The following is a 25,359-nucleotide window of genomic DNA, read 5'->3' as shown; positions in this document are numbered from 1 at the left end:
CTAACGAAAAACCAGTAGCCAAATGATAGCTACTGGTTTTCGTTCTTTATTTATTCACCTAAATCAGCATTATGGAAAACGTTTTGTACATCCTCTAAATCTTCTAATGCATCAATTAATTTTTCAAATTTGGCTACATCATCACCTGTTAATGTTACCTCTGTTTGTGGTAGCATTGACAACTCTGCTACTGTAAATTCTTCAACACCCGCAGCCTTTAATGCTTCTTGTGTCGCAAAGAATTGGTCAGGCTCTGCATAAATAATAACTGTTTCCTCTTCTTCTAAAATATCACGAGCATCAATATCTGCTTCCATAAGAATCTCTAGAACTTCATCAGCCGTTTTACCTTCTAAGCCAATAACAGCCGTTGAGTCGAACATATACGCTACAGAGCCACTTACACCCATATTGCCGTTATTTTTACCAAATGCTGCACGAACATCAGATGCTGTACGATTCACATTGTTTGTTAGGGCATCCACAATAATCATTGTACCTGCTGGCCCAAAGCCTTCGTAGCGTAATTCATCGAAGCTTTCATCACCGCCTCCTTTAGCTTTATCAATTGCCTTTTCTATAATATGTTTAGGGACACTGTATGTTTTTGCACGCTCAATCACTACTTTCAGTGCACGGTTTGACTCTGGATCTGGTTCGCCTGATTTAGCTGCCACATAAATTTCACGCCCAAATTTGGCATAAATACGGCTTGTGCTTTGATCTTTAGACGCTTTCTTTTCTTTAATATTATTCCACTTACGACCCATTGTTTCCACTCTCTTTCAAAGAATAAATTTATCAAAATTACAGATATGCAATTGCATATCTGTAAATGGTAATTAAATACTTATCGTATCTTTACTCTGCAAATAATAACACAATGATGCCTGTAAAGCTAGATAGAGCGATGCTTAAGGCAATAAATTCTGAAAAACTAACCTAGCAGCTGTTCTTGTTTAATTTTTGCTAATAATGCCTGACAGCCCTCTAAAACTAGCTCATAGGTTTCTTGAAAATCTCCTGTGTAGTAAGGATCAGGAACGTCCTTACGATGCTCTGTTAAATCTAAAAAGCGAAAAATCTTTGGTGAATCAGGATTGCCTAGCATCGTTCGGATATTGCGAACATTGCTGTCATCCATCCCAATAATATATGTGAACTGCTCAAGATCAATTCTTTGCAATTGTCGCCCTTGCATGCCCTTTGTAGAAATACCAAATTCGCTGAGCTTATCCTGTGTTCCTTTATGAGGAGGCTCACCTATATGCCATGCACTTGTAGCAGCAGAATCCACTTCGATTTTATCCGTCAAATGCTCTTTCTCCACTAAATCACGCATCACTGCCTCTGCCATTGGCGAACGACATATATTACCCAAACATACGAAAAGTACCCGAATCATTACTATTCCTCCTATAACAAAGCACCCAAAATCACGATGATTCTGAGTGCTAGTTTTTTATTTTGCTGCAATACGCTTTTGCAATTCTTCTGTTAAAGCAACCAGTTCGTGCTCAAGGTGCTGTGTAAATTGTTCGCGACCTTCTTTACCTTTACCTGTTACATAAAACGGCTCGCCATAGATTAAATAGCCCTTCCCACGCTTTAACACATCTCCAGCATTACGTGCACCTACATAAGCTGCTGGCACAATTTGAGCCTTTGCTAGTTGTGCAATAGTAATGGCTCCTTGCTTTAAATCCGTTCCTTCTGCATTGCGTGTACCAGAGGGGAAAATCCCTACGATTTTTCCCTCCTTTAATAGCTGTGAGGGTATTTTAATAACGCTTGGACCTGGATTATCACGATCTACTGGAAAGGCGTTTAAATGCTTAACTAACCAGCCAAGACCCTTCATATCAAATAATTGCTTCTTCGCCATAAAGTGCACTTCCCTTGGATACATTGCTACCCCAAGGTTTAAAATATCAACATAGCCTGTATGTGTACAAGCAATAATAAACCCACCATCTTTCGGTAAGTTTTCTTCTCCATATACACGAGCTTTTGAGCCCATTAGTTTTAAAATTACTTTGACAATATTCGCTGCTAATTTATACACCGTTACATTCCTACCTTATTCAATAGTTACTACTATTGTAATCGAAAAGACCAGTATACTGCAATTACAGGTATTGTACCTAAACCCTTCCTAGCAATAAATCTACATCAATTGTAATAGTATTTAACATAATTGCTGCATCACCTTTTTTATGCCAGCCCATCGGTGTCATTTCTAGCAATGCTGGTACAAGCTCCTCCGCAAGTGGCAATGTATAGGTAATCCGTTCTACATAAGCCTCACGAAAACTCTCCTGGAAACGCGCCACAATTTGTTCGTTGGAATACGTTTCCTTGCTGGAATCCGCATATAATTGTGCACGAAGCTCCTGTAAATAGCCGCTTTGTGGCACAACTTTAATGACACAGCCACCAGGGGCAAGAAGTCGTTTAAATTCCTCATAATTAGCAGGTGATAAAATATTTAAAATCGCATCAAAGCTCGCTTGAGCAAAAGGACTTTTCGCTAAATCACCAACACACCAAATTTGCTTAGGATAGTGACGAGCAGCAGCTACAATTCCTTCCTTCGCAATATCAATGCCAACGCCAATACCTGTACTTTTTTCAGCCATAATACGGGCTAAATGTGACCCTTCTCCACAGCCAGTATCAAGAATGGTATTCGCAGACGCAAGAAGTTCAGCAATTTTCGCCTCTATCGCATCATAAATACCACTATCAATGACAGCCTTGCGAGATTCAAATAAATCTTTACTATATTTTGACGTAGCACCATGCGTCAGCATATTGACATAGCCTTGCTTAGCAATATCAAAAGAATGATTAGCAGAGCAAACAAGTCTGCCCTGCTCATAGACATGCATAGCGCTTTGACAAATTGGACAAGCGAAAAGAGCAATATGCTGCTCCATTAATGCTGCTCCTATCGCACGTTTAGAAAGTGCTCCCATATCTACGCCTCCTTCTGTTCATTAGGTGAAACAAGTGCAAAGCGTTCCCATTTACGGCTTTTCCATCTAAAGTATACAAGAATTGCACGTAACCATTCATCTGTTGAGATAGCTAGCCAAATACCTACCAAGCCTAAATCTAGTATAAAAACAAGGACATAGCCAAGTGGAACACTTATACAAAGCATAGATAGAAAGCCAATTTTCACAGGAAACCTTGCATCGCCTGAAGCGCGTAAAGAGTTAATAATAACAATATTCATTGTACGCCCTGTTTCAAGCACAATACTTAAAGCTAACACAGCTGCACCGATTGCGATAACCTCAGGATTATCGGTAAAAATATGCATAAGTTGCTTTCGGAAAAGTGTTACAAGCGTTACCATAATCATTGTAAACACAAACGCTGTACGTACACTTAGCCATAGCTGTCGATAAGCCTCCTCCTTTTGCCCTGCACCAACCGCACGTCCAATAATAATCGCTGTCCCTGTACCAATAGCGATCGCAAATAAATAGGTAAACATAGAAATATTCATTGCATATTGACGAGCTGCTAACGTTTCTGCACCTAAATATGTGGCATAATATAAAAAGATAATTTGACAAAACTGATACAGCACTTGTTCAAATGCAGAGGGTAAACCAATATTTAAAATTTTCCGTACATATTCCTTTGAGTATTCGAAATAATAGCGCAGTTTTATACGTACTTCCATAGCTTGATACAGCAGCCAGAAAAATACCAATACAGCTACCCCACGGCTAATAACAGAGGAGATTGCTGCACCCTCTACACCTAGCTCTGGCAAGCCTAAATTCCCAAAAATAAGGCCATAATTTAATACGACATGCAGGACATTCATGCCTAATGATACATACATCGTTTGTTTCGTCCAACCATGCACACGAATAATTGCTGCAAGTGCATTAATAATCGCCTGTAAAAAAATAAAGCTACCAATAATAACTAAATAGCTTTGTGCATATTGAAGCACCTCTCCCTGCAAGTTCATCATTGTCATTAAACGACTAGAAAATAACAGGAACATCAAGCTCATTAAAAACCCAAGAGCTAAATTCATCGTGATCGCTAAAGCAGAAATTTTTGCGGCTTCATAAAAGCGTCTTGACCCTAAATATTGTGAAACAACAATAGATGCACCATTTCCTACCACCTCAAGAATTAAGATAGCAATATGGATATATTGATTGGCTGCACCAACACCTGATACAGCATTATCTGATAAAGCACTAAGCATAAAAGTATCGGCTAGTCCCATTAACATAAATAAAAAGACCTCTAAAAAAATCGGCCATGTTAAATGAAATAAGCTCAACTTATTCGTTGCTTTCAATGTATTTGCCAATACCTTCACTTCTCCTGTAGTTTGTTAAAAATCTATTGTATCTTATCATAAAATTTCACGCTGTAAAGGGTTTTCTATGCAACAAACAAAAATCCCTCTCACATAGCTAGTGAAAGGGCTTTAACTTAGATTAAGCAGAAAGATTGCAGCTGTACACGCTTAGCAGTTGTTAGTCCAAACTCCTGCTCTAAATAAACTGCCTTTGAGCCATATTGATGTTCCATTGCATCAAATGCGGTCTGTAAATATTCCTCACGTGCAGACATTAATGCATTGAATTGCTGTAATTCTCGGTCATTAGACTGATGTTGAATAACCTGTAACATTTTCTCAACCATTGGACGCAAATAGACATTCGTCGCTAGGTAGTCCTCCATAATCGTTTCCTCAGGAACATCTAAAGCAAGTAAAATAAGGGCGCTACCGATACCTGTTCGATCTTTACCAACCGCACAGTGATGAACAAGACCTAAATCATCAGGATTTTGAATTGTTTGCATGAGCTTCTGAAAGGATGGATTGCCAAAGGGCATTTGTGCATAGAAATCGCGAAACATATCAGCACTTATATCTTTATAAAAATTGCTAGCTCCCGTGTTTGTCGGCATTTCGAATGCCTGCTTGCCCTTTGCAGGTATTTGAATATAATGTGTATGAGGAAAAACAGGATTTGGATTACTTTGTACCTCTTGTGGATCACGATAATCAAAAATTGTTTTAATACCTAACGTTTCAAATAACTCTTTATCTGCTACTGTCATTTTACCGAGTGCTGCTGAACGATAAAATAAACCATTTTTTACTGACCGACCATCCCTTGTTTTATAGCCACCCATATCTCGAAAATTATAGACCGCCTCAAATGGTACAGCCTTTATATCTAACTGTTTCATTTACTATACCTCCCTAAATAATTAAACATGCTTATTTCTATTTTATAGAACAATTGCAATTCATTCCAATGTTCACACTAAAAAATAACGGTAATCGTTATTGATACAGGAATTATTTGCCCATCCCTATCTATATGTTCAACAATTAAAAAATACCATCTCGCTACGGTAAACGGATGGCTGACTTGTATTTCTTTTTATATTGAATTTCCTGCTCTTCATCTATTAATCGATACGCAATCTCCAATAGTTTTGGGTCTTGTAATTCATCATATAAATTTTTAAAAGATACAATAATATCATGGCGGATACGTGTAGGGTGTTTTTCATCTAAGCAAGTTTGAAATCTTTTCGCTAAATACGACACGACTAAATCCCTTTGTACAGGACCTGCCAGACCAATTTTCCAAATAGCCTGCAATGCATGTCTTGCCGTAACCGTCCTATCATCATATGTTACTGCCCAAATTTTTAAAAAGTCCTCTAATACTCTTTCCTCTGGATCACTTTTAGCAGCTAAAGCACATAAAATTTGTGCAGCACGTGCACGAGAATATACATTTCTATATGTAAGAGCTTGAATAAGCTGTTCCCAAACTGCATATGTCCAATCTACAGGTTCTTCCATAATTTTAAGCAATTTCTCGTAGGATTCTTGTTGAGTAGCTTGGTCACGCTCTGTTAGATTACTGAAAAGTTGCAAAATCTCTTTTTCCATAAGTTATCCCTACCTTTATTGTTTCAGAACCTATTACAATTTTATTTATGGTACACTTAACTTAATTTTTGTCGCAAAGAAGGTGAGTTTATGAATAAATTAAATATTAAAAAATGGCTTTTTCGATTACTTGTGATTCTTGCCCTAATCGTAGCTGCTTATTTTATTATCCCTGTATCTATGCCTCTAATACTTGCAGGTATTAGTGCATTTTTCTTAGAGCCTATTGTCATGTTCTTTACAAGGCGTTGGAAAATGTCAAGAAAAATTGCAGTTGCCTTTATTTATATAGTAAGTGTTATCTTAATTTCTATTATTTGCTACTTTTCCATTACACAAATTATGTCGCAAATCATTTTACTATCGAAGCAGGCTCCTTATTATATTTCCAAGCTATCAGATATGTGGCTTCATATGCAAGAAAATATTTCAAAATACACAGAAGACTTTCCACCTGAAGTAAGTGCTTCACTGCAACATACTACAATGGATTTTATCAAGACAATAGAAGTATCCTTTTTAAACTTCTTTAATTATAGCAAAGTTTCAGCCTTCTTTTCTGAGATTCCAAGTCTATTTATCAGTCTTCTCGTTTATATGATTGCCCTATTTCTTTTTATGCTTGATTTGCCGAAACTAAAGCAAATGACCTATAAATATTTAAAGCCTAATACTGCACAAAAAATAAAAGTGATTGTCAATCGCTTAAAGGATGCAACGGTAGGCTATATGAAGGCACATTTATTTGTTAGCTTTATTATTGGAGGCGTCACACTTATTGGTTTACTGCTAATCCAGCCGAAGTATGCTATTACAATGACGATTATTATTTGGCTTATTGATATTATTCCTTTTCTTGGCTCGATTATTATATTGGCTCCTTGGGGGCTATATCACTTGTTGATGGGAAACACAGCGATTTCTGTAAAATTATTCATTCTAGCTGTTATTTTACTTATTATTCGTCGTGTAGTCGAGCCTAAATTAATGGGTGAGCATATTGGTTTATCTACACTACCTACACTTATTGCTATGTTTATCGGTCTAAAGCTATTTGGCATTATCGGCCTTTTAGTCGGACCTTTCGTGATTATTTTCTTTATTGCATTAAAAGAAACAGGTGTTATTAAGCTAAAGTTCAAAATTTAAAAAAGGTCATCTTTGTATGTTAATTCTACAAAGATGACCTTTTTATAATGTTGCTATTTATTAAATACGGCCAAAGCCTACTAAGTATTGATTCCACCAATCAAGTGATTCAATAACAACACCTTTATTTTGTGCGTTGATCATTGTATTGTTGCCTAAGTAAATACCTACGTGTGCTACACCTGAGCCATAGCTAAAGAATACTAAGTCACCAACACGTGCTTCACTTGCCGAAATACGCTGTGTTGCTAAATATTGTTGTGATGCTGTACGTGGTAACGAAACGCCTGCTTGCTTGTAAGACCATTGCACAAGACCTGAGCAGTCAAAGCCTGTTGATGGATTGCTACCACCCCAAACATATGAACGACCTAGGAACTGCTTAGCTGTCGCAATAGCACCGCCTGAAGATGCAGTACCAGCGCCTGAGCCAACAGTAATTTGCGGTGCTGCGTTACCAGCAGCCGTCGCTTGTTGAACAACTGGTGTTGCTGCTTGCAGTGCACGTAGACGAGCTGCTTCTTCCTCAGCTGCTTTACGCTCTGCTTCTAAGCGTTCTTCCTCTTGCTTCGTTGCAATTTGCGCTTTTAATGCAAGTGATTTGGCTTCGTTTTCAGCCTTTTTCACTTCCATTTCGCTTTCCTTTTGCTGAAGCTCTTGGAATTGTTTTTGAAGCTCTTTTTGTTTTTGATCTAACGTAGCTTTTTGTTGCTCTAAGCTAGCTTTATCCGCTTCTTGCTGATCCACTAATTCTTGGTCAGCATCCATTAATGTTTTTACAGCTACAACGCGGTCCATTAAATCTGCAAAGCTTTTCGCTTCAAGTACAACATTTAAATAAACACCTACTGTATTATCTTGTGCTTGGTATGCAGCCATACGCTCGCTTAAAATTTTAGAACGTTGCTCAATACGTTTTTCTGTTTCAACGATATTAGCATCGACTTCTTTAATTTCAGCTTGCACTTGATTAAAAACTTTTACTTTTGCGTCGATCTCTTTTTGTAGTTTCGTTAGTTCTTCTTGTAATTTTTTAACTTCTGCATCTATTTGAGCTTTTTTCTCAATCATTTGTTGGGAAGTTTCTTCTGCATGAACTTCTGTTGGTTGAATTGTATTAAATAATAATCCGCCAGCTAGTGCTAATGTTAGTACCATTGACTTACGCCATTTATTGCGCTTACCCACGTTTCCTTCATTTCCTTTCGTCTATCAATTTCGCTCTTTGTACTTTCTATCATCGCTCGAACGATTTGTAATATTAATGAATTGTTCTTATATTTATCTCAGCCTTATAAAGTTTAGCATTATTAACATAACTTTTATACTATTTCTTCTCTATTTAATACATTAGTAAAACTCGAAATATTTCTGTAACATTCGTATAAATACTTATTTATTCTACAAAATACAACATTATTCTATATACCACCACTTTTTACTTATTCGACAATATACCTAGATGCGACTTTGTAACACTTTTGTAATATTTCATGACGATATGCCAAAGAAAAAAGGTAGGGAAAAAAATTCCTCTACCTATTGCTTCATAGAACGCAATGCTTGTATGGACAATCTTACCAATAAAATGGCGCATAAAAATAAGCCTAAATAAGCTGCTGTATTTAAATAAACCGCATAAGAAGCATGGATAAATTGTGAAATAGCTAAAAGTGCTACCGATATGATACCAAATGTAATTCCAACAAGCAGCAGTACAAAACGAGAAAATAGCTGTGTAATAAAGCGAGCATTATGCTCATCTGAAAACACATCATGATGTAAAATAATTTTTCCACTTTCAACGCGTTGAATAAGCTGGTCGACCCTTCTTGGCATTTTTCTTAATGTTGGAATGAGCATAGATAACTCTTCTTGCAGACGTTCCTTTGTCGCCATCGGTTCCTTAAATGGCTTTAGTAAAGATGCCCGCATATAAGTAGCAGAAAAATCCTTTGCCTCTGTAAAAATATCAAAGTGTGGATCAATCACACGCAATGTGCCATCAAGTGTTACTAACGAGCGAAGTGCCAAGCCTACAGCTGGATAGAAGGCTAAACCAAAATCACGCACAACTGTAAATAAGGCATGAATCAATTCCTCCGTAGGTATACGATCCACATAAGAAATTTTCAGTAAAATTTGATCGATTGCCTGCTCCATCCTTGCACGTTCTGCATGATCTGCATTTTCCACTAATAATGTTAAGCCATCGTACAAAATACTTGAATCATTCAGTTGGATGCCCATTAAAAATAGCTTTAAGCCCTCTTGCTGTGTAGCGCCCAAGCGACCCACTGCCCCAAAATCAAGCAAAACTGGTGTGCCATCTCTTTCATCAATGTAAATATTGCCTGGATGCGGATCTGCATGAAAAATACCTGAAAAAAGCATTTGCTCAAAAAAAGAATAGAGTACTGTTCTAGCAAATTCTCGATGATCAATGGCTAAACGCTTAAATTCAGATGCACCATCCGCCACACTTTTTCCACGAATATACTCCATCACAATAATATTTTCATTGCTATATGCTGTATAAATCTTAGGAATTCGAACTTGATAATCACTTTTCGCAAGCGCATTTTTTACTTGTAATGTATTGCGTACCTCAATATCTAAATGGATTTCCTCACGCAGCCCATCCGCAAATCCAACAGCTAGCTCACGAAAGCCTAATGACTCTGCCCATGTTGATTTTGCTGTGAGCCAATTGGCAAACTCCTCTAAAATTTCGAGGTCATCACGCATAATGCCTTTTACCTCTGGACGCAGTAGCTTGACAACAACCTCATCATAATTTTTCAGTCGTGCCCTATGTACTTGCCCAATAGAAGCTGATGCAATAGGCTCCATTTGAAATTGGCTGAATACTTCATTGGTTGGTTGAGGAAGGGATTCTTCTAAAATTGTTGTTACTTGTTCAGTTGCTAAAGGCTTTACGCGATGCTGTAGCCTCTCTAGCTCTTCGATAAATACGGGCGTAAATAATTCCTTACGTGTAGATAGCACCTGTCCAAATTTAATAAAAATCCCGCCACATTGCTCCAATGTCGCTCGCAGTGCAATAGCAAGCTCTTTTTCATTTTCACGTTGCCTTGCATATTTAATCGTTTGCACAACACCATTGGTTACAGCGATTTTTAGCACCTGACGCAAGCGTTTCTGCTGCCGCCAATAACTACGTAAGCGAAAAAATAAAGATTTTTGACCATTTCGACGATCTCCAGCCGTAATACCACTTGGATCAAACAGCTCAAACACTAAATAAAGCAGCATGGAAATAAGCAGCATACTACCAATCCAAATAAGCGTACTAACCTCTGTAACAGTTTGCATCATTGTTTCTGATAAAAAGTCCGTATGACGCAAATAAGAGTACCAGTAAACAAAAGAGGTTAGTGTCACACTAATTACCACAGATAGCACTCTGCGCACAAAATGAATATTTGAGCCAACTAAACGTCCGCTAACAATATAAATCAATCCTGATACAAAGATAATTTGGAGCAAAAACTTCAAAAAAATCAACAGGGCCACCTCCATTTTTTCCTACCGCTAGTATAGCAAATTTAGGCAGCCACATTCTTTTGCAAAGCCCATCTAAAATTTTTCGTCATTTATATTTGCTATGAGCCACTATAGATTAGAAGAGGTTGTGCGAAAACTCTTTCGCACAACCTCTTCTAACTTGTTCATTAAATAATATCCATCCAAATTTTAATAGCTGTTACTAAAATAAGTCCCGCTAAAATCCATTGTAAAACTTTTGTATTGATTCTTTTACCCACTCTTGCGCCAAGAGGAGCTGCAATAAGGCTCGCTATAATCATAATAAGCGCTGGATAATAAGCAACTTGACCTGTCATCACCTTGCCAATTGACCCTCCAATCGAGGAGATAAATGTAATCGCAAGGCTCGTTGCAATCGTCATCCGCGTTGGAATGCCTAGAATAACAAGCATAATTGGCACTAATAAAAACCCACCTGCTGCTCCTACAACCCCTGAACCAACACCAACAATAAATGCTAATAGCACTGCGAGAAGCTTGTTAAATGTAACCTCCCGCATCGGTTTATCATCTATTTGTTTTTTCGGGATAAACATCATCACAGCGGCAATAATCGCAAGAATGCCATACACAATATTAATGCTAGACCCTGATAAAAATTTCGAGCCGAAGCTACCTACAAAGCTACCCATTAAAACAGCACTACCCATATAAAGAATAAGTGATTTATTTAAATACCCACCTTTACGATATACCCATACACCAGCAAGGGCGGCAAAAAGCACTTGAATCGCACTAATCCCTGACACCTCATGCGCTGAAAAGCCCTCAAAACCTAATAATGGCGGGATATACAACAACATCGGAAAGTTTATAATAGCACCGCCAATACCTAGCATCCCTGATACAAATGAGCCGATAAAACCAAGACAAAATATGGTGATAATCCACACAATATCCATTTAGCTTACCTTCTTTCTGGCAACAATCCATAAAGAGCAAGAAGGGCTGCTCTACTTTCATAGACAACCCTCCACTCGCTCTATACTTTCTGAATTAAAAATGTAATGACACACCCTGAATTTCTCCTATATTTAATGTAGCCATGTTTTTTTTATTTTCATAATAGGCATTTCCTTTTGCAACTAATTGGAACTTCCTTCAGCCTAGCAAAATGGATTTTCAAGGTTGTACCCACCAAACTTACAAGCTCTATGACTCGTTGTGCCTTCACATATTTTAGCGTACAGCACAGCGATTTGGTCCAATCTCCATTGCTGTTTGCTCGTCTAACGTTGGATTTATTTTCCCCATATTCACTTGACGAATTTCCTGATACGCATTTGGCTGTGGCGGTAATTCATTTGTCACTACACGTTTAAACTCTTCTTCATCTTGAATATTTAAGCCATGGTTTTGTGCAAATAAATCACCTAGTCGTTTGGCAACCGTACCATCCTCATTCAGCTCTTCAATAATCATAAAATGCGCTGGTAAGACAATAAGCTCATCTGACAATTCACGATAACGCTTATAAAGCGTAGCTCGTAAATCCCCCACCCAATCTTCAGCAAGCCCTGCTAAATCTGGACGTCCAATCGAATCAATAAATAAAATATCCCCTGTTAATAAATATTTGTTATCAACTACAAATGATGTAGAACCAATTGTATGACCAGGTGAATAGATTGCTCCTACAGCTATTTTCGATGCTCCAATTTTAATAGTCATACCATCTATTAGCGGTGTATAACTAAATACAACCTCTTCTGCATCCTTCGGTGGTAAATAATAGGTTGCACCAGTTGCCGCTGCGATATGGCGTCCACCTGAAATATGGTCAGCATGTAAATGTGTATCAAAAACATATTTAATGTTAACGCCCTGTTTTTCTGCAAAGCTTGTAAATACATCTGTAAAACGAACTGCATCAATAATTGCTGCCTCTCCCTCAGAAATAACCATATATGATAGACAGCCCTTCCCTAAACGGACAAATTGGTAAAGCTCGCCACCACCTGTTAAATCACCAACTTTAATGGGCTCTAAATATTCACTCCAAGATTTCATCCCCCCTGCCAAATAAGCAGCGTCACGACCAGCTTCTGATAACATCTCAGCAACCATCACGGATGATCCTTCTTTTGCACAAACTACTAAAACTTCTTTATCAGTTGGAATTTTAGGTAAAATCCCCTCAACTCCATCTAATAATTCAAAATAAGGTATATTCAGATATTCAAACTGATGACCATCAATTTTCCAATCCTCAAATGCATCTGCATTACGAACATCTAAAATAAACAGCTTTTCATTGTTAATAACCCTTTTAGCAACTTGTGATGCGTTCCATTTCTGTATTGACATACACTTTACCTCCATAGGTATAAATTTAATGCTTTTTATAGCTTCTCTGCGCCTTCAAGTCCCCATCCCTAGAATGATAATGACGGTGCGGCATCCTTCGCAAATTCAAGAAATGTTACAGCTCCACCACTCTCTATTCCATCAATAAAATCAGCAGTCGTTAAACCCATTACATCCATTGTCATTTGACAAGCAATAAACTTTACACCTAATTCCTGCGCCATTTCCACCAGTTGAGGAATAGCTGGCACATTTGCCTTTGCAAAACCCTCCGCATAACGTTCCGCTCCTGCAGGCATTGGTAGTGCATGCATACCCTGCTTATGAATAAAGTTCAGTCCTTCAAATGTAAAAAAGATTGCTACCTCTTTGTTAGAAGCTGCCGCTGCTGTCGCAATATTAAATACCTTATATGCATCAAATAACCCACCATTACTCGCAATAACCGCTACTTTGTTTGACATAATCCATTCCCCCAATTAAATATTTTTTAGTAAATCACCTGTCCAGGAGGTCATTCCTGGCAAGACGTTAAATACCTTTGTAAATCCATGTGCTGCTAGCCTTTGAGCAGCTAGATCACTGCGTACACCCGTGCGGCAGATCACATAAATCTCCTGCTCCTTATCAAGCTCAGAGAGTCGTGCCTCCAGCTCACCTATTGGGATAGATTTCGCTTTTGCAATATGCCCAAAAGCAAATTCCGCTTCCTCACGTACATCTAGGATAAGCCCCTTTCGTTGAGTAATCTGCTCTAAATCAATTGTTTGTTCAAATGTCATTTCCTCTGTAAGCTCACTAGCACATTTACGAATATAGTGCTTCAGAACACCATCCGTTTCTAGCGTACCAATATATTGATGACCAACCGTTTCAGCCCATGCCGCAATATCAGCCTTTGATCCTCGATCTGTTGCACACACTTCTAAAACTTGCCCATCCGCTATATCAGCCATCGCCTTTTTTGTTTTTACAATTGGCATTGGGCAAGAAAGCCCTTTAGCATCTAACTGAGCATCTGCCTTCATACTTATCAAAACCTCCATATACCTCAAAGGGTATTATTTTTAACAAAAAAATATAGGACTACTATAGCTACAATCCTCCCCCCTTAATAGGCGCTCATACCACCACGAACATTTATCACACGCTCAAAGCCCTGCTTTTTTAATTGTTTACATGCCTGATTACTGCGCATACCACTTTGGCAAATCACAACAATTTCTTTATCCCTTGGTAATTGGTCAAAGTTGGAACCTAGTGGCATATTTTTAAATTGTGGGATATTGCGCCCCTTATACTCAGCTGGTGTGCGCACATCAATAAACACCTTATCTTTATCATGCAACACCGTCTTTAATTGTGTTGTTGAAATAGATTGAACTCCTTTCGCTGGCAGAAGTCGCCATATAAAAAACACTGCGATTATTGCAATAATAACCCACGCTTCCAAGCTAATGATTCACCACCCTCTATACACTAATATGGAATTTATAATATACCCCATGAGGTATATTGTCAACGTATAATTTGTATGCTATCCGTCAAAATGCTGGCGCCATCCGTCACATTATTCGTTCTATCCGTCACCCACAAAAAAATCCCTGCTACAAGCATTTACTTATAGCAGGGAAATCCATTATTTTATTAAGCTAGTTGCATAGCTGGTCCGAAAAATTCATAGTGAATTTTTTCGTCCTTCACGCCAATTTCCTGTAAATTTTTAATAACAGCCTCCATAAAGCCTACAGGACCGCATACATAAACATCAGCATTATCAGCGATTTTTTCTGCTAATAATTCTTTTGTAATAAGCTCGTCCTTATCAGAATATAACGCTGTGTACGATGCATTTGGTAATGCATTTACTTTTTCTTGAATATCATCGCTAAATGCTACTACCTTCTCATTGCGAGCACATTGGATAAAGTTAACCTCATTCATTGCATCTGTGCTTAATGATTGCAGCATGCTATTTAACGGTGTTACACCAATACCACCACTTACAAATGTAATTGGCGCAGTTGTTTCCTCTAACACGAATAATCCTGCTGGCGCACTCACATCTACTAAATCTCCAACCTGCAAGTGATCATGAATAAAGTTTGATACTTTGCCGTTTGGTGTTTGGTCATTTTCACGTTTCACAGAAATACGATAGCCATCCTCTGCACTTGCTTGTGAAAGTGTATATTGACGATTCATTAAATATTCTTCACCCGGTATTGTCAAACGAACACTAATATATTGACCAGGCTCGTACGTTGGCAGTGGTGAACCATCTTCATTAACAAAGTAAACAGATGTTACTAAATCACTTTCCACTACTTTCTTCGCTACTTTCAATGGTTTAAATAAACGCCATCCACCATTGCTTTCAGCCTTTTGATATAAATCCTCTTCTACTTGAATGAAAACATCTGCGATTACGCCATATGCCTCAGCCCACGCATTAATAATCTCATCTGTTGCCGCGTCACCTAGCACTTCTTTAATTGCTTTTAATAAGTTTTCTCCAACGATTGGGTAGTGCTCTGGTAAAATACCTAAGCTACGATGTTTATGTGCAATAAGCATGACTGCTGGCAAAATTGCTCCTAAATTTTCAATATGAACTGCAGCAGCATAAACTGTATTTGCTAATGCTGTTTGTTGACGACCTTTTTCTTGATTCGCATGATTAAAAATATTTAATAATTCTGGATGAGCTTGAAACATATTTTTGTAAAACGTCTTTGTAATTTCTACACCATGAACCTCTAACACAGGAACTGTTGATTTAATAATTTGTACTGTTTCTTGTTTTAACATATCGCTTACCATCCTTTCGTGATTACAATATAACGCTTTCATCCCTTTAAAGCAATATGTAAAATACATCTTTAACAAAATGGACATAATTAATGTATTTCAAATACATCTTTTAAAAAGGATTGAAAATATTATACTTCAAAGTAAAAATGCTATAATAATTTTGAATTATAGAAAGTAGGGTGTTCCTATGCGCTTAACTTTATACACTGACTATTCTCTTCGAACACTTATCTATTTAGGTGCCAAGGAAGATGGTCAATTATCAACGATTCAAGAGATTTCAGATGCTTATAATATATCGAAAAACCATTTAATGAAGGTGACACATCAGCTTGGATTGTTAGGCTATATCGAAACAATCCGAGGACGTGGCGGTGGTATTCGTCTAGCCATTGATCCAAAAACCTTAACAATTGGTGAAATCGTTCGACATACAGAGGAAGATTTTCATCTTGTAGAATGTTTTGATAAGGAAAATAATTTATGTAAAATAGCGCCAGAATGTCAGCTTAAAGGCGTGCTATATGAAGCTTTACAAGCCTATTTAAGCGTGCTAGACCGCTATACATTAGATGATTTTCTACATTCCAAGGAAAAGCTAATGGCTCTTCTGCTTGGTAAATAAAATGAGGCTGGGACAAAAGAAAAAATGTTAGACCATTTACAAGTTTGGTCTAACATTTTTTTGCGTTATTAGAACACATATACTTTAATAAATCACAAAAATAACATTCATTTTTTGATTTTTCTCAATAAAATGAGCTATGTCCCAGCCTCATTCTTTATAGTAGCTTTGAAAAGAAAATCATATCTAATGCACGAATGCCATTTTCATAAATTGGCTTGGGATAATTGCTGAAGAAGTCCTTTTCGATACTCTCCATGCGAAAGCCAGCTTTTTGATAAAAGGCTATATTATCAATACTTGAATTCGCCGTTCCAACCAGCACCATTTGATAGCCTTGCTGCTGACAAATATCTGTGAGTTGTCGTAATACCTCTTTCCCTATCCCCTTCCCTTGATACTGCGGAACAATGGCAATATTTTTTAACTCGATAGTTGTTTTAGATTTGGGCATCACTAACGCCACGCCTACTAAATGCTCTCCGCATTGAATTTCGTATAAAATACCTTGATATAAATAGCTCTGAACTGCCTCCTCGCTTTCATCCGCCAATAAAAGCTGTGGTAAAAAGGCTTCTCTTGCCCCTTCTACTTTTTTAAGAGATATACGATAGCGCACAAAATCCTCTCGTTCAAAAACATTTAACACACATGGTTGTTTTTCCTTGACCTCTAACCATGCATGCTCCTCCGGATACTCCTTTTCCACCCCTAATCGAATAAAAGGTAGCTTTTCCTGTGCTTTTTGCGAACGAATATTGACCTTTCTAGCTCCTGCAAATACATGTAGCAAGCCAAGCTCAAAAAACGCAATATCTAAAATAGCCTCTTTTGCCTCAAAATTATAGCCCTTTCCCCAAAACTCATAGCCTAGCCAAGACCCAATATGGCAGCTCATCTTATGACGATCAATAAACATTAGTGATGTCACACCAATTACTTGCCCCTCCTCATCTAAAATCACGCGAGGAACTGTTTTTCCTTCTTCTTCATCTATACGTTCACGCTTAATAAAATTAATAGTGTCTTCTACCTTGCCAGCAGGTAAACCAAGAGCATCCCGAACCTGTGGCATAGAAGACAACGCATGGATAGCTTCAGCATACTTTAAATCATGCTTTACTAAAGTTACCGCCATCTTCTATTCCCCTTTATTTGTCGTTACTTTCCATTCGATATTACTCCCCAACCTTATCAATTATACGTTAATTGCCAGGAAACACCAAATCGATCTTGAATCCATGCAAATCGTTCAGAAAAGCCATGATTATCAAGCGGCATTAATGCCTTGCCTCCCTTTAGCATATGTGCAACTAAATGATTAATTTCATTTAACGATTCACATTCTACAAAAATAGAGATTGATGGTGTAAATGTGAAGTGATGTTGTATATTACTATCATTCACCATTATCTTTAAACCCTTTAAATTCAAAACAGCCATCGCTACTTGCTGTGAATTATCCATATACATTAAGCTTTCGACTGTTAAATCCGGGAACCACTGTTGATATTGCTGGATTGCCTCATTAGCCTGTCCTTGAAACATTAAAAATATCGTTGCATTCTTCATTTATTTTTCGCTCCTTTATATCATAACTTAAAGTAAAATATATAGGATACTATTTTACAAAGTTTTCATATATGTTTATCAGTATAGCCGAATATAGAAAAGCCTTATAACAATAAAATAATAAAAATCCACTTCATCTTCTCGTTTGAAGTTAAGTGAATTTTTATCTACATACTTATTATTTTATTTTAGAGCTTATTATCAGCCCTTTAATAATCGGAATAAATACTCCTAGCAATACTACTGGCAGGAACCACCAGCCTAGTGATGTTGCCTCACCAAGTCCGATTTGTACCATTTGAAAGGAGATAAATGCAAATAAAATAAGACAAAGATTTTTCACCTCATTTAGTATTTTTCTGCTATTTATATAAAATGCTTTTACATTCTTTTCATTTAAGCGTGCTGGATAATTATGCATATGTGGCACTTTTTCTAATAATGTCATAAACAACCATAAAGCTCCACCAATACATGGAAGAATCAATAGCTCCAGCTTTGAGCCCCAGCGATCAACCTCACCTAGCCCATTAAAGTGACCAGGAATTTTATCGGGTAATTTAGTCCATACAACCATAATATAAAAGATCGATAAAATAAAGAAAACTCCGCCAATATAGTCCCATACCTTTTCAGATTTGGTTTTCGGTATTTTTACAATTGGTCTATACATATCGCCCCACCCTTCTGCTTTTCTTCTAACTATATGTACGTTAAGACTACTATTTAAGTTCCAAAATTCATGATAATAGGCTTATTTTTTTTCACCTCCTATCAATTATCAGTATTAAAAATGTATTTTTACTGATAAATATAGTTTTTTTATTATGCTAGTTCTAACTTATTTTACTTTTAAAACTATTACAGAAAGTAAAAATACTCATAATACTTTGTAAAACGTTGATAATCTGATATAAATGTTATAGATACATATTTCATGATTTTGTAACATTTATACTAACTACTGAGAAAGGATATTGCATCTATGCGTTTTACTATCTACAAGAAATTACTGCTCGGTTTTTTGATAGTCATTTTAGTTCTCGTTACAACAATTGGTTTAAATATTCAACAGCTTGACTCTGTAAACAAAACATATCGTACATTACTGGAGGAACAAATCACCACATCTAATAGTATTCAGGAGCTACATGTACTAGCAAAACAAGAAATTGTTAGTATGAGGGGTTACCTACTGCTTGGCGATAAGCAAAACCTGCAAAGTAGTGAGGAAGCACGTAAACAATTCAAGCTTAAATCTGAGGAATTAATGGCAACCTTTAATTCTAAAAAATCCATTGAATTACTAGAAGCTATTATTAAAAGTGAGCAAAGCGTTCAACAGTTTGCAGATCGTATGTTTACACTAAAGGCTGAAGGCGAAACAGAAAAATATGAAAAGCTTGATAGCACGCAAGGACGCTTAATTATAAAGCAATTTGATGAACGTGTTGAAAATTTATCTGCTTATCAAAAGGAAGTTATAGATCATAAAATTGCCGCCACATCAAAGGAAATTCAACATATTAAACTGCAAATGACTTTTCTAGGGGGATTTGCTGTTGTCATTAGTCTGATAATTGCCATTGTAGTTGGTAATCTTATGTCCCGCCCTATCAATGGCATGGCAAAGGCTGCTCAAAAAATAGCAGCTGGCGACTTAACATCTGAGCAAATTCGTGTTAAAAATCGTGATGAAGTTGGTGATTTAGCACTAGCATTTAATCAAATGGCTGTTAATCTAAAAGACTTAATTACAAATGTCCGTCATAACACTACACAAGTTAGTAGCTCGGCTGCCGAATTAACAGCAAGTGCAGATCAAACAATCCAGGCTACTGAGCATATTACTTCCTCCATTCAAGAGGTCGCAAGTGGCTCTGAAACACAGGGGAAAAATGCTACAGAAAGCTCGGAAGCTATGAAAAATATGACAAAAGGTATACAACAGCTAGCCTCTACTACAGCAGCGGTTTCAGAGCTAGCAATGGAAACAAATTCGGAAGCTAAACATGGCAATGAATCATTACAGCGCGTGATTACACAAATGCAGACGATTAATACCGCTGTAGCAGAATCTGCTAGTGTTGTGAAAAATTTAGATAAACATTCCATTGAAATCGGAAATATTATTAGTATTATTACAGAAATTGCCGAACAGACAAATTTATTAGCACTTAATGCTGCAATCGAGGCAGCTCGTGCGGGCGACCATGGACGTGGCTTTGCTGTAGTGGCAGACGAAGTAAAAAAATTAGCCGAGCAATCCAAGCAGTCTGCTGAGCAAATTGCAACCTTGATTTCCGAAATTCAGCAAAATACAAATCATGCTGTCACAGCAATGAATGCAGGTACACAAGAAGTACAAACAGGTATGCAAGTTGTGAAAGTTGCTGAAGAAGGCTTTGCTAAAATTGTAAAACTTATTGAGCAAGTATCCATGCAAATCCAAGAAGCAACAACAGTTTCAGAGGAGATGTCATCGAGTGCAGAGCAAATTTATGCAGCCTTTGATGAAATAGCAACTATCGCTCAAATGTCTTCTAATAATTTGCAAAATGTAGCCTCTGCATCAGAGGAGCAGCTAGCAACAATTGAAGAAGTAGCAGCCTCAGCAGCAACACTCTCCACTATGGCTGAGGAACTACAAACACAAGTATCTCGCTTTAAATTAGAATAAACATAAAAAATATTACCTTTGCAAGTACAGAATAAAAATAATTTTTAGAAAATTGTTGACAGAACACTAATATCCAATGTATTATTGCTTTCAACAACACATTACAGGCCAAGATTGGAAATAGTAAAAGTGATTGTGTACTTATAGAGAGCCGGTGGTTGGTGTAAATCGGTAGACACACATTTTGAACTCGTCCATGAGCTACTCCCTGAACCTCAATTAGTAAGGGATGTCGGTTTCCTCCGTTAACAGGATAGACAGTGATGGCTGTCGATAAGAGGACTTTTTCTGCAAAGAAAGGTCAATTAGAGTGGTACCGCGAGCAAAAACTCGTCTCTATTTTTAAAAATAGAGGCGGGTTTTTTTATGTTTATGTATGGCCTACGTGTAACTTTTTAGATACTACCAACAACAAAAGGAGTGTTTTGATAATGGGAAGAAAAATTTGGGTGTTTGATACAACTTTACGTGATGGCGAGCAAGTACCTGGTGCAAAGCTGAATTTATATGAAAAAGTAGAGATTGCACAACAACTTAAAAAATTAGGTGTAGATATTATCGAGGCTGGTTTCCCTGCTTCATCACAAGGCGATTTTGATGCTGTGAAAGCTGTAGCCGAAAAGGTTGGTAATACAAATGACATTATGATTACAGCATTAGCACGTGCTGTAAAAGCTGATATTGATTCTGTTTATAATGCTGTAAAATATGCTGAAAACCCTATGATTCATATGGTACTTGGAACATCCGATATTCATGTGGAGAAAAAATTCAGCAAATCCAAGGACCAAATTTTACAAATTGGTGTAGATGCTGTGAAATATGCTAAAACATTACTACCACAGGTACAATATTCTACAGAGGATGCATCTCGTTCGGACTTTGAATATCTTTGGAAAACGATTGAAGCTGTGATGAAGGCTGGTGCAACGATGATTAACGTTCCTGATACAGTTGGTTTTGCAGAGCCAGAGGAATTTGGAGCAATGATCTATAAATTAAATGATCGTATGAAAAACTTAGACGATAGCGTTCTTCTTAGTGTTCACTGTCACAATGACCTTGGTATGGCAACAGCTAATACACTTGCTGCTATTAAAAATGGTGCAGATAAAGTGGAATGTACAATTAACGGTATTGGCGAACGTGCAGGAAATGCTGCATTAGAAGAAGTTGTAATGGCACTAAAAACTCGTAGCTCTGTCTACAATGCGGAAACACGTATTAATACAAAGGAAATTATGAATACTTCTCGTCTTGTTTCTAGCTTTATGGGCTTAGATGTTCAAGTAAATAAAGCTATTACAGGGGACAATGCTTTTGCCCATTCATCTGGTATCCATCAGGATGGCTTACTAAAATCCCGTGATGCTTATGAAATCGTGCATCCAGAAGATGTAGGTCTTGATGATATGGAGCTAGTGCTAACAGCTCGTTCTGGGCGTCATGCTGTAAAAAATGCTCTCGAAAAATTAGGCTTCACAAACCTTTCTACAGAAGAATTTGAAGGTATTTTTGATGGCTTCTTAAAGCTAGCCGATGCGAAGAAGGAAGTATACGATCACGACCTATATGTTATTGTTGAAAGCTATTATGAAAAGCATGACGCTAATAATAAAAATGCTACACATTATAGTGATCAATTCTTTGATTTCGATGACCTACAAGTCGTCAGCAATGCAAGCTTCCCTTCTGCAAGTGTAAAAATTCGTAAGGGTGGCGAAACATTTAAAGCAAGTGCTGTAGGCTCAGGTCCAATTGATGCCCTATATTCAGCAATTGCAGAAATTACAAATATTGATGTTAAACTAGTTGAATATAATATTAATAGTGTGTCACGTGGCAAGGAAGCGCTTGGTAAAGTAAAAATTACCATTGAGCATGAGGGCGAGAAATATATCGCAAAAGCAGCCGATACAGATATTCTAAAAGCAAGTGCTCTAGCTTACATTAATGCTATCAACAGTGTAATTGTCGCAAAACTAGCACCTGTTATGAATTAAATAAAGTAAAGCAGTATGGATATGTATGTGCCATACTGCTTTTTTAATATTGGACATTAAGTTTATTTATTTTGTCAATAAAGCTGAAAAATTGGGCGATAAATCTAAATTTTTGGGCGATAGACCTTTTCATCTAGCTGTATCTTTAATAATTCTGTTAAATCACCGATTACAATATCGGCCTTTTCCAGCTCTTTATCTTGTGCAAAGTCAAAGCGAACGCCTATAGAAAGGAATTGATTGTCGCGTGCGGCTTGAATATCTGAGGCACGATCCCCTACTACTGCCCCATACTGTATGTCATTTTCTTCAATCACTCGTTTAACCAAGTCTGATTTATGGCCGCTCGCAATAGATTGAATACTATATACTCCCTTAATAAAACGCTCTAGCTCATAGGTTTCCACAATAGCTTGTAAATATTCAACCTGTCCATTGCTCGCTATGTATAAAGGATAGTCTTGTGCCAATGCTGCAAGAGTTTGCTCAGCGCATGGATACAATGCACCATTATGATTACGGATTTGCTCAATCAACTTTGTATGAAATAACCCGTTGCTTTTCTCACGTATGTCTAATGAATGCATCGGACATAATGTTTCCCAAACAACTGGCAATGGAACACCCATAATTTCTCGATATTGTTCAATTGGTGTAGCTCCCTGCCATAAACCTTTCGCACGTAATACATCGAATGTAGCAGCAAGGGCTGGCTCTAAAATAAGATTTGTTTGAAATAACGTGCCATCCATATCAAAGATAAAAGCTTTCTTCATCGATTCACTCCTTAATGACCCACAGTCTATTGACCTTCAAATAGGCTATGTAATTTCCCTTTCTACTTCTATTTATGTTTATAGCTAAATTTTCAAAATTTGTCAATCACAATAAGCATGTATCTCCTTCCTTAGCGCATAGAATAAGCAAGACCATTAATTGCGAGGAGATGTTGAAGTGCCGAAAATTACTTCTATCAGTACATATCAGCCACCTTACACATTACAACAAGCAAATGCAGAGGAATTAACAAAGGAGCTTTTTTATGCAAAAATGCCTAAATTAGAGCGCTATTTAAAGGTTTTTGAAAATGGTGGTATTGAAACACGCCATTTTTGTGTTCCACCAGAATGGCATCGTACAAATCACTCCTTTGAAGAACGTAATAATCTATATATTGAACTCGCTACACAGTATAGTGTGAATGTTATTCAAGCTTGTTTACAAAATAAAGCTTTTTTAGCTTCATCAATTTCGCCTCAAGATATTGATGCCATTATTTTTGTTAGTAGTACAGGAATTGCCACACCTAGCATTGATGCACGTATTATGAACAAACTCGCCTTTTCTGATCGGCTTAAACGCATCCCACTATGGGGTCTTGGGTGTGCTGGAGGCGCAGCCGGTGTAAGTAGAGCCTATGATTTTTGTCAGGCACATCCTACTGCAAAGGTTCTTGTTGTTTGTGTCGAGTTATGTAGCCTCACTTTTCAGCCAAATGATATTTCAAAAAGCAATTTGATTGGTGCTTCACTTTTTGCAGATGGTGCTGCCTGTATACTTGTTTGTGGAGATAATGCAACTATCAATACGATAAAGCCAACACCAGCTATTCTTGCTACAGGCTCTAAATGGATGCCAGATTCGGAAAATGTGATGGGCTGGCATATTAAAAATAGCGGGCTACATGTTATCTTTCAGAAAAGTATTCCTACTATTATTACGAATTGGCTTGGGCCATTTGTTGAGCAATTTTTATTGGAGCAGGAGCTTTATAGCGAGCAACTTACCCATTTTATCGCACACCCTGGTGGAAAGAAGGTGTTAAAAGCCTATGAAGACACGCTTTATCTTTCTTCCCAAAAAACCGACATTTCTCGGGAAATATTACGTCATCATGGGAATATGTCATCCCCAACAGTGTTGTATGTATTAGAGCAATTTATGTTACATGAAGGAAAAGTGGATGATACAGGCTTACTTGTTGCTCTTGGCCCTGGTTTTTGTGCAGAAGCTGTATTACTAAAATGGAGGGAGTAGCATGGTATTCTATTTGATTTTAATATTTGTTATTCTACAAAGATTGACAGAGATTGTCATTGCCAAACGTAATGAAAGGTGGATGCTGTCACAGGGAGCCTACGAAGTAGGAGCCTCCCATTATCCTTATATGGTGACAATGCATATTAGCTTTTTCTTATTTTTAATGGTTGAAGTGATGACGAATAATAATGGTATATCGCCCTTATTTCCATTATTTTTTATTTTATTTTTAGCTGTGCAAGCATTACGAGTTTGGTGTATACGTTCATTAGGTTCTTTTTGGAATACAAAGATCCTTATATTACCTGATACACAAGTTGTGCGTAAAGGGCCCTATGCCTATATGCGCCATCCAAATTATGCTGTTGTTTGCTTAGAAATCCTGCTGTTGCCTCTTATGTTTCAGGCTTATTTTACAGCATTTTGCTTTACACTCTTAAATATTACAATGCTGTCTGTGCGCATACCTATCGAGGAACAGGCATTGCGAGATGCAACAAATTATAATCATGTATTTCAAAAGAAGATTTCGGAATCCTAACCGAAATCTTTTTAGTATCCAGAAGAATAAGCTTGACAATTTAGCAAGAAAAATATATATTTTAAATCGTAATAATTACTATTTAAAACAGGAGGTTTT

The 25,359-nt window shown here is 37.3% G+C and carries 25 protein-coding genes and 1 other annotated feature; of the genes, 6 read left to right on the top strand and 19 right to left on the bottom strand.

Annotated elements, in window-relative coordinates:
* Positions 1–50: 50 nt before the first annotated feature.
* The 7 genes from ACIQVU_RS14865 to ACIQVU_RS14835 form a co-directional block, all read right to left on the bottom strand.
* A complete protein-coding gene (locus ACIQVU_RS14865) occupies positions 51–770 on the bottom strand; it encodes a YebC/PmpR family DNA-binding transcriptional regulator (RefSeq protein WP_402896159.1) in 720 nt (239 codons plus the stop codon).
* A 167-nt stretch (positions 771–937) separates the two neighbouring features.
* Positions 938–1,405 carry a low molecular weight protein-tyrosine-phosphatase gene (locus ACIQVU_RS14860; protein WP_340808015.1) on the bottom strand — a complete coding sequence of 156 codons (468 nt, stop codon included), beginning with the start codon at positions 1,403–1,405 and terminating at the stop codon, positions 938–940.
* A 57-nt stretch (positions 1,406–1,462) separates the two neighbouring features.
* Positions 1,463–2,065, bottom strand: coding sequence for a lysophospholipid acyltransferase family protein (locus tag ACIQVU_RS14855; RefSeq protein WP_340808017.1), 603 nt, complete (start codon positions 2,063–2,065; stop codon positions 1,463–1,465).
* A gap of 79 nt (positions 2,066–2,144) precedes the next feature.
* On the bottom strand, positions 2,145–2,978 hold the full coding sequence (locus ACIQVU_RS14850) for a putative RNA methyltransferase (protein ID WP_340808019.1): 834 nt from the start codon (positions 2,976–2,978) through the stop codon (positions 2,145–2,147).
* Between the two features lie 2 nt (positions 2,979–2,980).
* Entirely contained in the window at positions 2,981–4,348 is a 1,368-nt protein-coding gene (locus tag ACIQVU_RS14845) for an MATE family efflux transporter (RefSeq protein WP_340808020.1), read from the bottom strand.
* Between the two features lie 125 nt (positions 4,349–4,473).
* Positions 4,474–5,241 carry a tyrosine-protein phosphatase gene (locus tag ACIQVU_RS14840; RefSeq protein ID WP_340808022.1) on the bottom strand — a complete coding sequence of 256 codons (768 nt, stop codon included), beginning with the start codon at positions 5,239–5,241 and terminating at the stop codon, positions 4,474–4,476.
* Between the two features lie 163 nt (positions 5,242–5,404).
* The gene (locus ACIQVU_RS14835; RefSeq protein ID WP_340808023.1) at positions 5,405–5,959 is read right to left on the bottom strand and encodes a hypothetical protein; all 555 of its coding nucleotides are present in this window, start codon (positions 5,957–5,959) and stop codon (positions 5,405–5,407) included.
* A 90-nt stretch (positions 5,960–6,049) separates the two neighbouring features.
* On the opposite strand from ACIQVU_RS14835, the gene ytvI reads away from it, so the two are divergent.
* Complete coding sequence (gene ytvI / locus ACIQVU_RS14830) at positions 6,050–7,108, top strand: sporulation integral membrane protein YtvI (protein ID WP_340808024.1); 1,059 nt, start codon at positions 6,050–6,052, stop codon at positions 7,106–7,108.
* Positions 7,109–7,168: 60 nt separating this feature from the next.
* Here the strand turns inward: ytvI and ACIQVU_RS14825 are convergent, their stop codons facing one another.
* The 8 genes from ACIQVU_RS14825 to hmpA form a co-directional block, all read right to left on the bottom strand.
* The gene (locus tag ACIQVU_RS14825) at positions 7,169–8,296 is read right to left on the bottom strand and encodes a C40 family peptidase (protein ID WP_340808026.1); all 1,128 of its coding nucleotides are present in this window, start codon (positions 8,294–8,296) and stop codon (positions 7,169–7,171) included.
* Between the two features lie 351 nt (positions 8,297–8,647).
* The gene (locus ACIQVU_RS14820; RefSeq protein WP_340808027.1) at positions 8,648–10,636 is read right to left on the bottom strand and encodes an ABC1 kinase family protein; all 1,989 of its coding nucleotides are present in this window, start codon (positions 10,634–10,636) and stop codon (positions 8,648–8,650) included.
* 167 nt (positions 10,637–10,803) lie between these two features.
* Positions 10,804–11,580, bottom strand: a complete 777-nt coding sequence (locus ACIQVU_RS14815) for a sulfite exporter TauE/SafE family protein (protein WP_340808029.1) — start codon at positions 11,578–11,580, stop codon at positions 10,804–10,806.
* A gap of 277 nt (positions 11,581–11,857) precedes the next feature.
* The gene (locus ACIQVU_RS14810; protein WP_340808030.1) at positions 11,858–12,985 is read right to left on the bottom strand and encodes an MBL fold metallo-hydrolase; all 1,128 of its coding nucleotides are present in this window, start codon (positions 12,983–12,985) and stop codon (positions 11,858–11,860) included.
* 68 nt (positions 12,986–13,053) lie between these two features.
* Positions 13,054–13,449 (bottom strand): DsrE/DsrF/DrsH-like family protein, encoded by a 396-nt coding sequence (locus tag ACIQVU_RS14805; protein WP_340808032.1) that lies wholly within the window; start codon positions 13,447–13,449, stop codon positions 13,054–13,056.
* A 15-nt stretch (positions 13,450–13,464) separates the two neighbouring features.
* Positions 13,465–14,013 carry a sulfurtransferase TusA family protein gene (locus tag ACIQVU_RS14800; RefSeq protein WP_340808034.1) on the bottom strand — a complete coding sequence of 183 codons (549 nt, stop codon included), beginning with the start codon at positions 14,011–14,013 and terminating at the stop codon, positions 13,465–13,467.
* Between the two features lie 83 nt (positions 14,014–14,096).
* Positions 14,097–14,438 (bottom strand): rhodanese-like domain-containing protein, encoded by a 342-nt coding sequence (locus ACIQVU_RS14795; RefSeq protein ID WP_340808035.1) that lies wholly within the window; start codon positions 14,436–14,438, stop codon positions 14,097–14,099.
* 194 nt (positions 14,439–14,632) lie between these two features.
* Positions 14,633–15,796: an NO-inducible flavohemoprotein gene (gene hmpA, locus ACIQVU_RS14790; protein WP_402896152.1), complete on the bottom strand. Its 1,164-nt coding sequence runs from the start codon at positions 15,794–15,796 to the stop codon at positions 14,633–14,635.
* A gap of 190 nt (positions 15,797–15,986) precedes the next feature.
* Here hmpA and ACIQVU_RS14785 point away from each other — a divergent pair, with 190 nt between their 5' ends.
* A complete protein-coding gene (locus ACIQVU_RS14785) occupies positions 15,987–16,424 on the top strand; it encodes an Rrf2 family transcriptional regulator (RefSeq protein WP_402896150.1) in 438 nt (145 codons plus the stop codon).
* A 157-nt stretch (positions 16,425–16,581) separates the two neighbouring features.
* Here the strand turns inward: ACIQVU_RS14785 and ACIQVU_RS14780 are convergent, their stop codons facing one another.
* The 3 genes from ACIQVU_RS14780 to ACIQVU_RS14770 form a co-directional block, all read right to left on the bottom strand.
* The gene (locus ACIQVU_RS14780) at positions 16,582–17,562 is read right to left on the bottom strand and encodes a GNAT family N-acetyltransferase (RefSeq protein WP_340808039.1); all 981 of its coding nucleotides are present in this window, start codon (positions 17,560–17,562) and stop codon (positions 16,582–16,584) included.
* 56 nt (positions 17,563–17,618) lie between these two features.
* Positions 17,619–17,996 carry a VOC family protein gene (locus ACIQVU_RS14775; RefSeq protein WP_402896148.1) on the bottom strand — a complete coding sequence of 126 codons (378 nt, stop codon included), beginning with the start codon at positions 17,994–17,996 and terminating at the stop codon, positions 17,619–17,621.
* 178 nt (positions 17,997–18,174) lie between these two features.
* Positions 18,175–18,669, bottom strand: a complete 495-nt coding sequence (locus ACIQVU_RS14770) for a DUF1648 domain-containing protein (RefSeq protein ID WP_340808041.1) — start codon at positions 18,667–18,669, stop codon at positions 18,175–18,177.
* 312 nt (positions 18,670–18,981) lie between these two features.
* Between ACIQVU_RS14770 and ACIQVU_RS14765 the strand changes: the two genes are divergently transcribed.
* Positions 18,982–20,676 carry a methyl-accepting chemotaxis protein gene (locus ACIQVU_RS14765; protein WP_402896147.1) on the top strand — a complete coding sequence of 565 codons (1,695 nt, stop codon included), beginning with the start codon at positions 18,982–18,984 and terminating at the stop codon, positions 20,674–20,676.
* Positions 20,677–20,777: 101 nt separating this feature from the next.
* Positions 20,778–21,017: a binding site (T-box leader), on the top strand.
* Positions 21,018–21,107: 90 nt separating this feature from the next.
* Entirely contained in the window at positions 21,108–22,679 is a 1,572-nt protein-coding gene (locus ACIQVU_RS14760) for a 2-isopropylmalate synthase (protein WP_340808045.1), read from the top strand.
* A gap of 104 nt (positions 22,680–22,783) precedes the next feature.
* Here the strand turns inward: ACIQVU_RS14760 and ACIQVU_RS14755 are convergent, their stop codons facing one another.
* Positions 22,784–23,455: an HAD family hydrolase gene (locus ACIQVU_RS14755; protein WP_340808047.1), complete on the bottom strand. Its 672-nt coding sequence runs from the start codon at positions 23,453–23,455 to the stop codon at positions 22,784–22,786.
* Positions 23,456–23,633: 178 nt separating this feature from the next.
* Here ACIQVU_RS14755 and ACIQVU_RS14750 point away from each other — a divergent pair, with 178 nt between their 5' ends.
* The gene (locus tag ACIQVU_RS14750) at positions 23,634–24,716 is read left to right on the top strand and encodes a type III polyketide synthase (RefSeq protein WP_402896144.1); all 1,083 of its coding nucleotides are present in this window, start codon (positions 23,634–23,636) and stop codon (positions 24,714–24,716) included.
* Between the two features lies 1 nt (position 24,717).
* Complete coding sequence (locus ACIQVU_RS14745) at positions 24,718–25,260, top strand: isoprenylcysteine carboxyl methyltransferase family protein (RefSeq protein ID WP_340808049.1); 543 nt, start codon at positions 24,718–24,720, stop codon at positions 25,258–25,260.
* The last annotated feature ends 99 nt before the right edge of the window (positions 25,261–25,359 follow it).

It is taken from the genome of Lysinibacillus sp. NPDC098008, from assembly GCF_044760715.1.
In the GTDB taxonomy this organism is placed as follows: Bacteria; Bacillota; Bacilli; order Bacillales_A; family Planococcaceae; genus Lysinibacillus.
The sequence above is the reverse complement of the archived record's forward strand: the minus strand, read 5'-3'. Positions and strand labels throughout refer to the sequence as shown.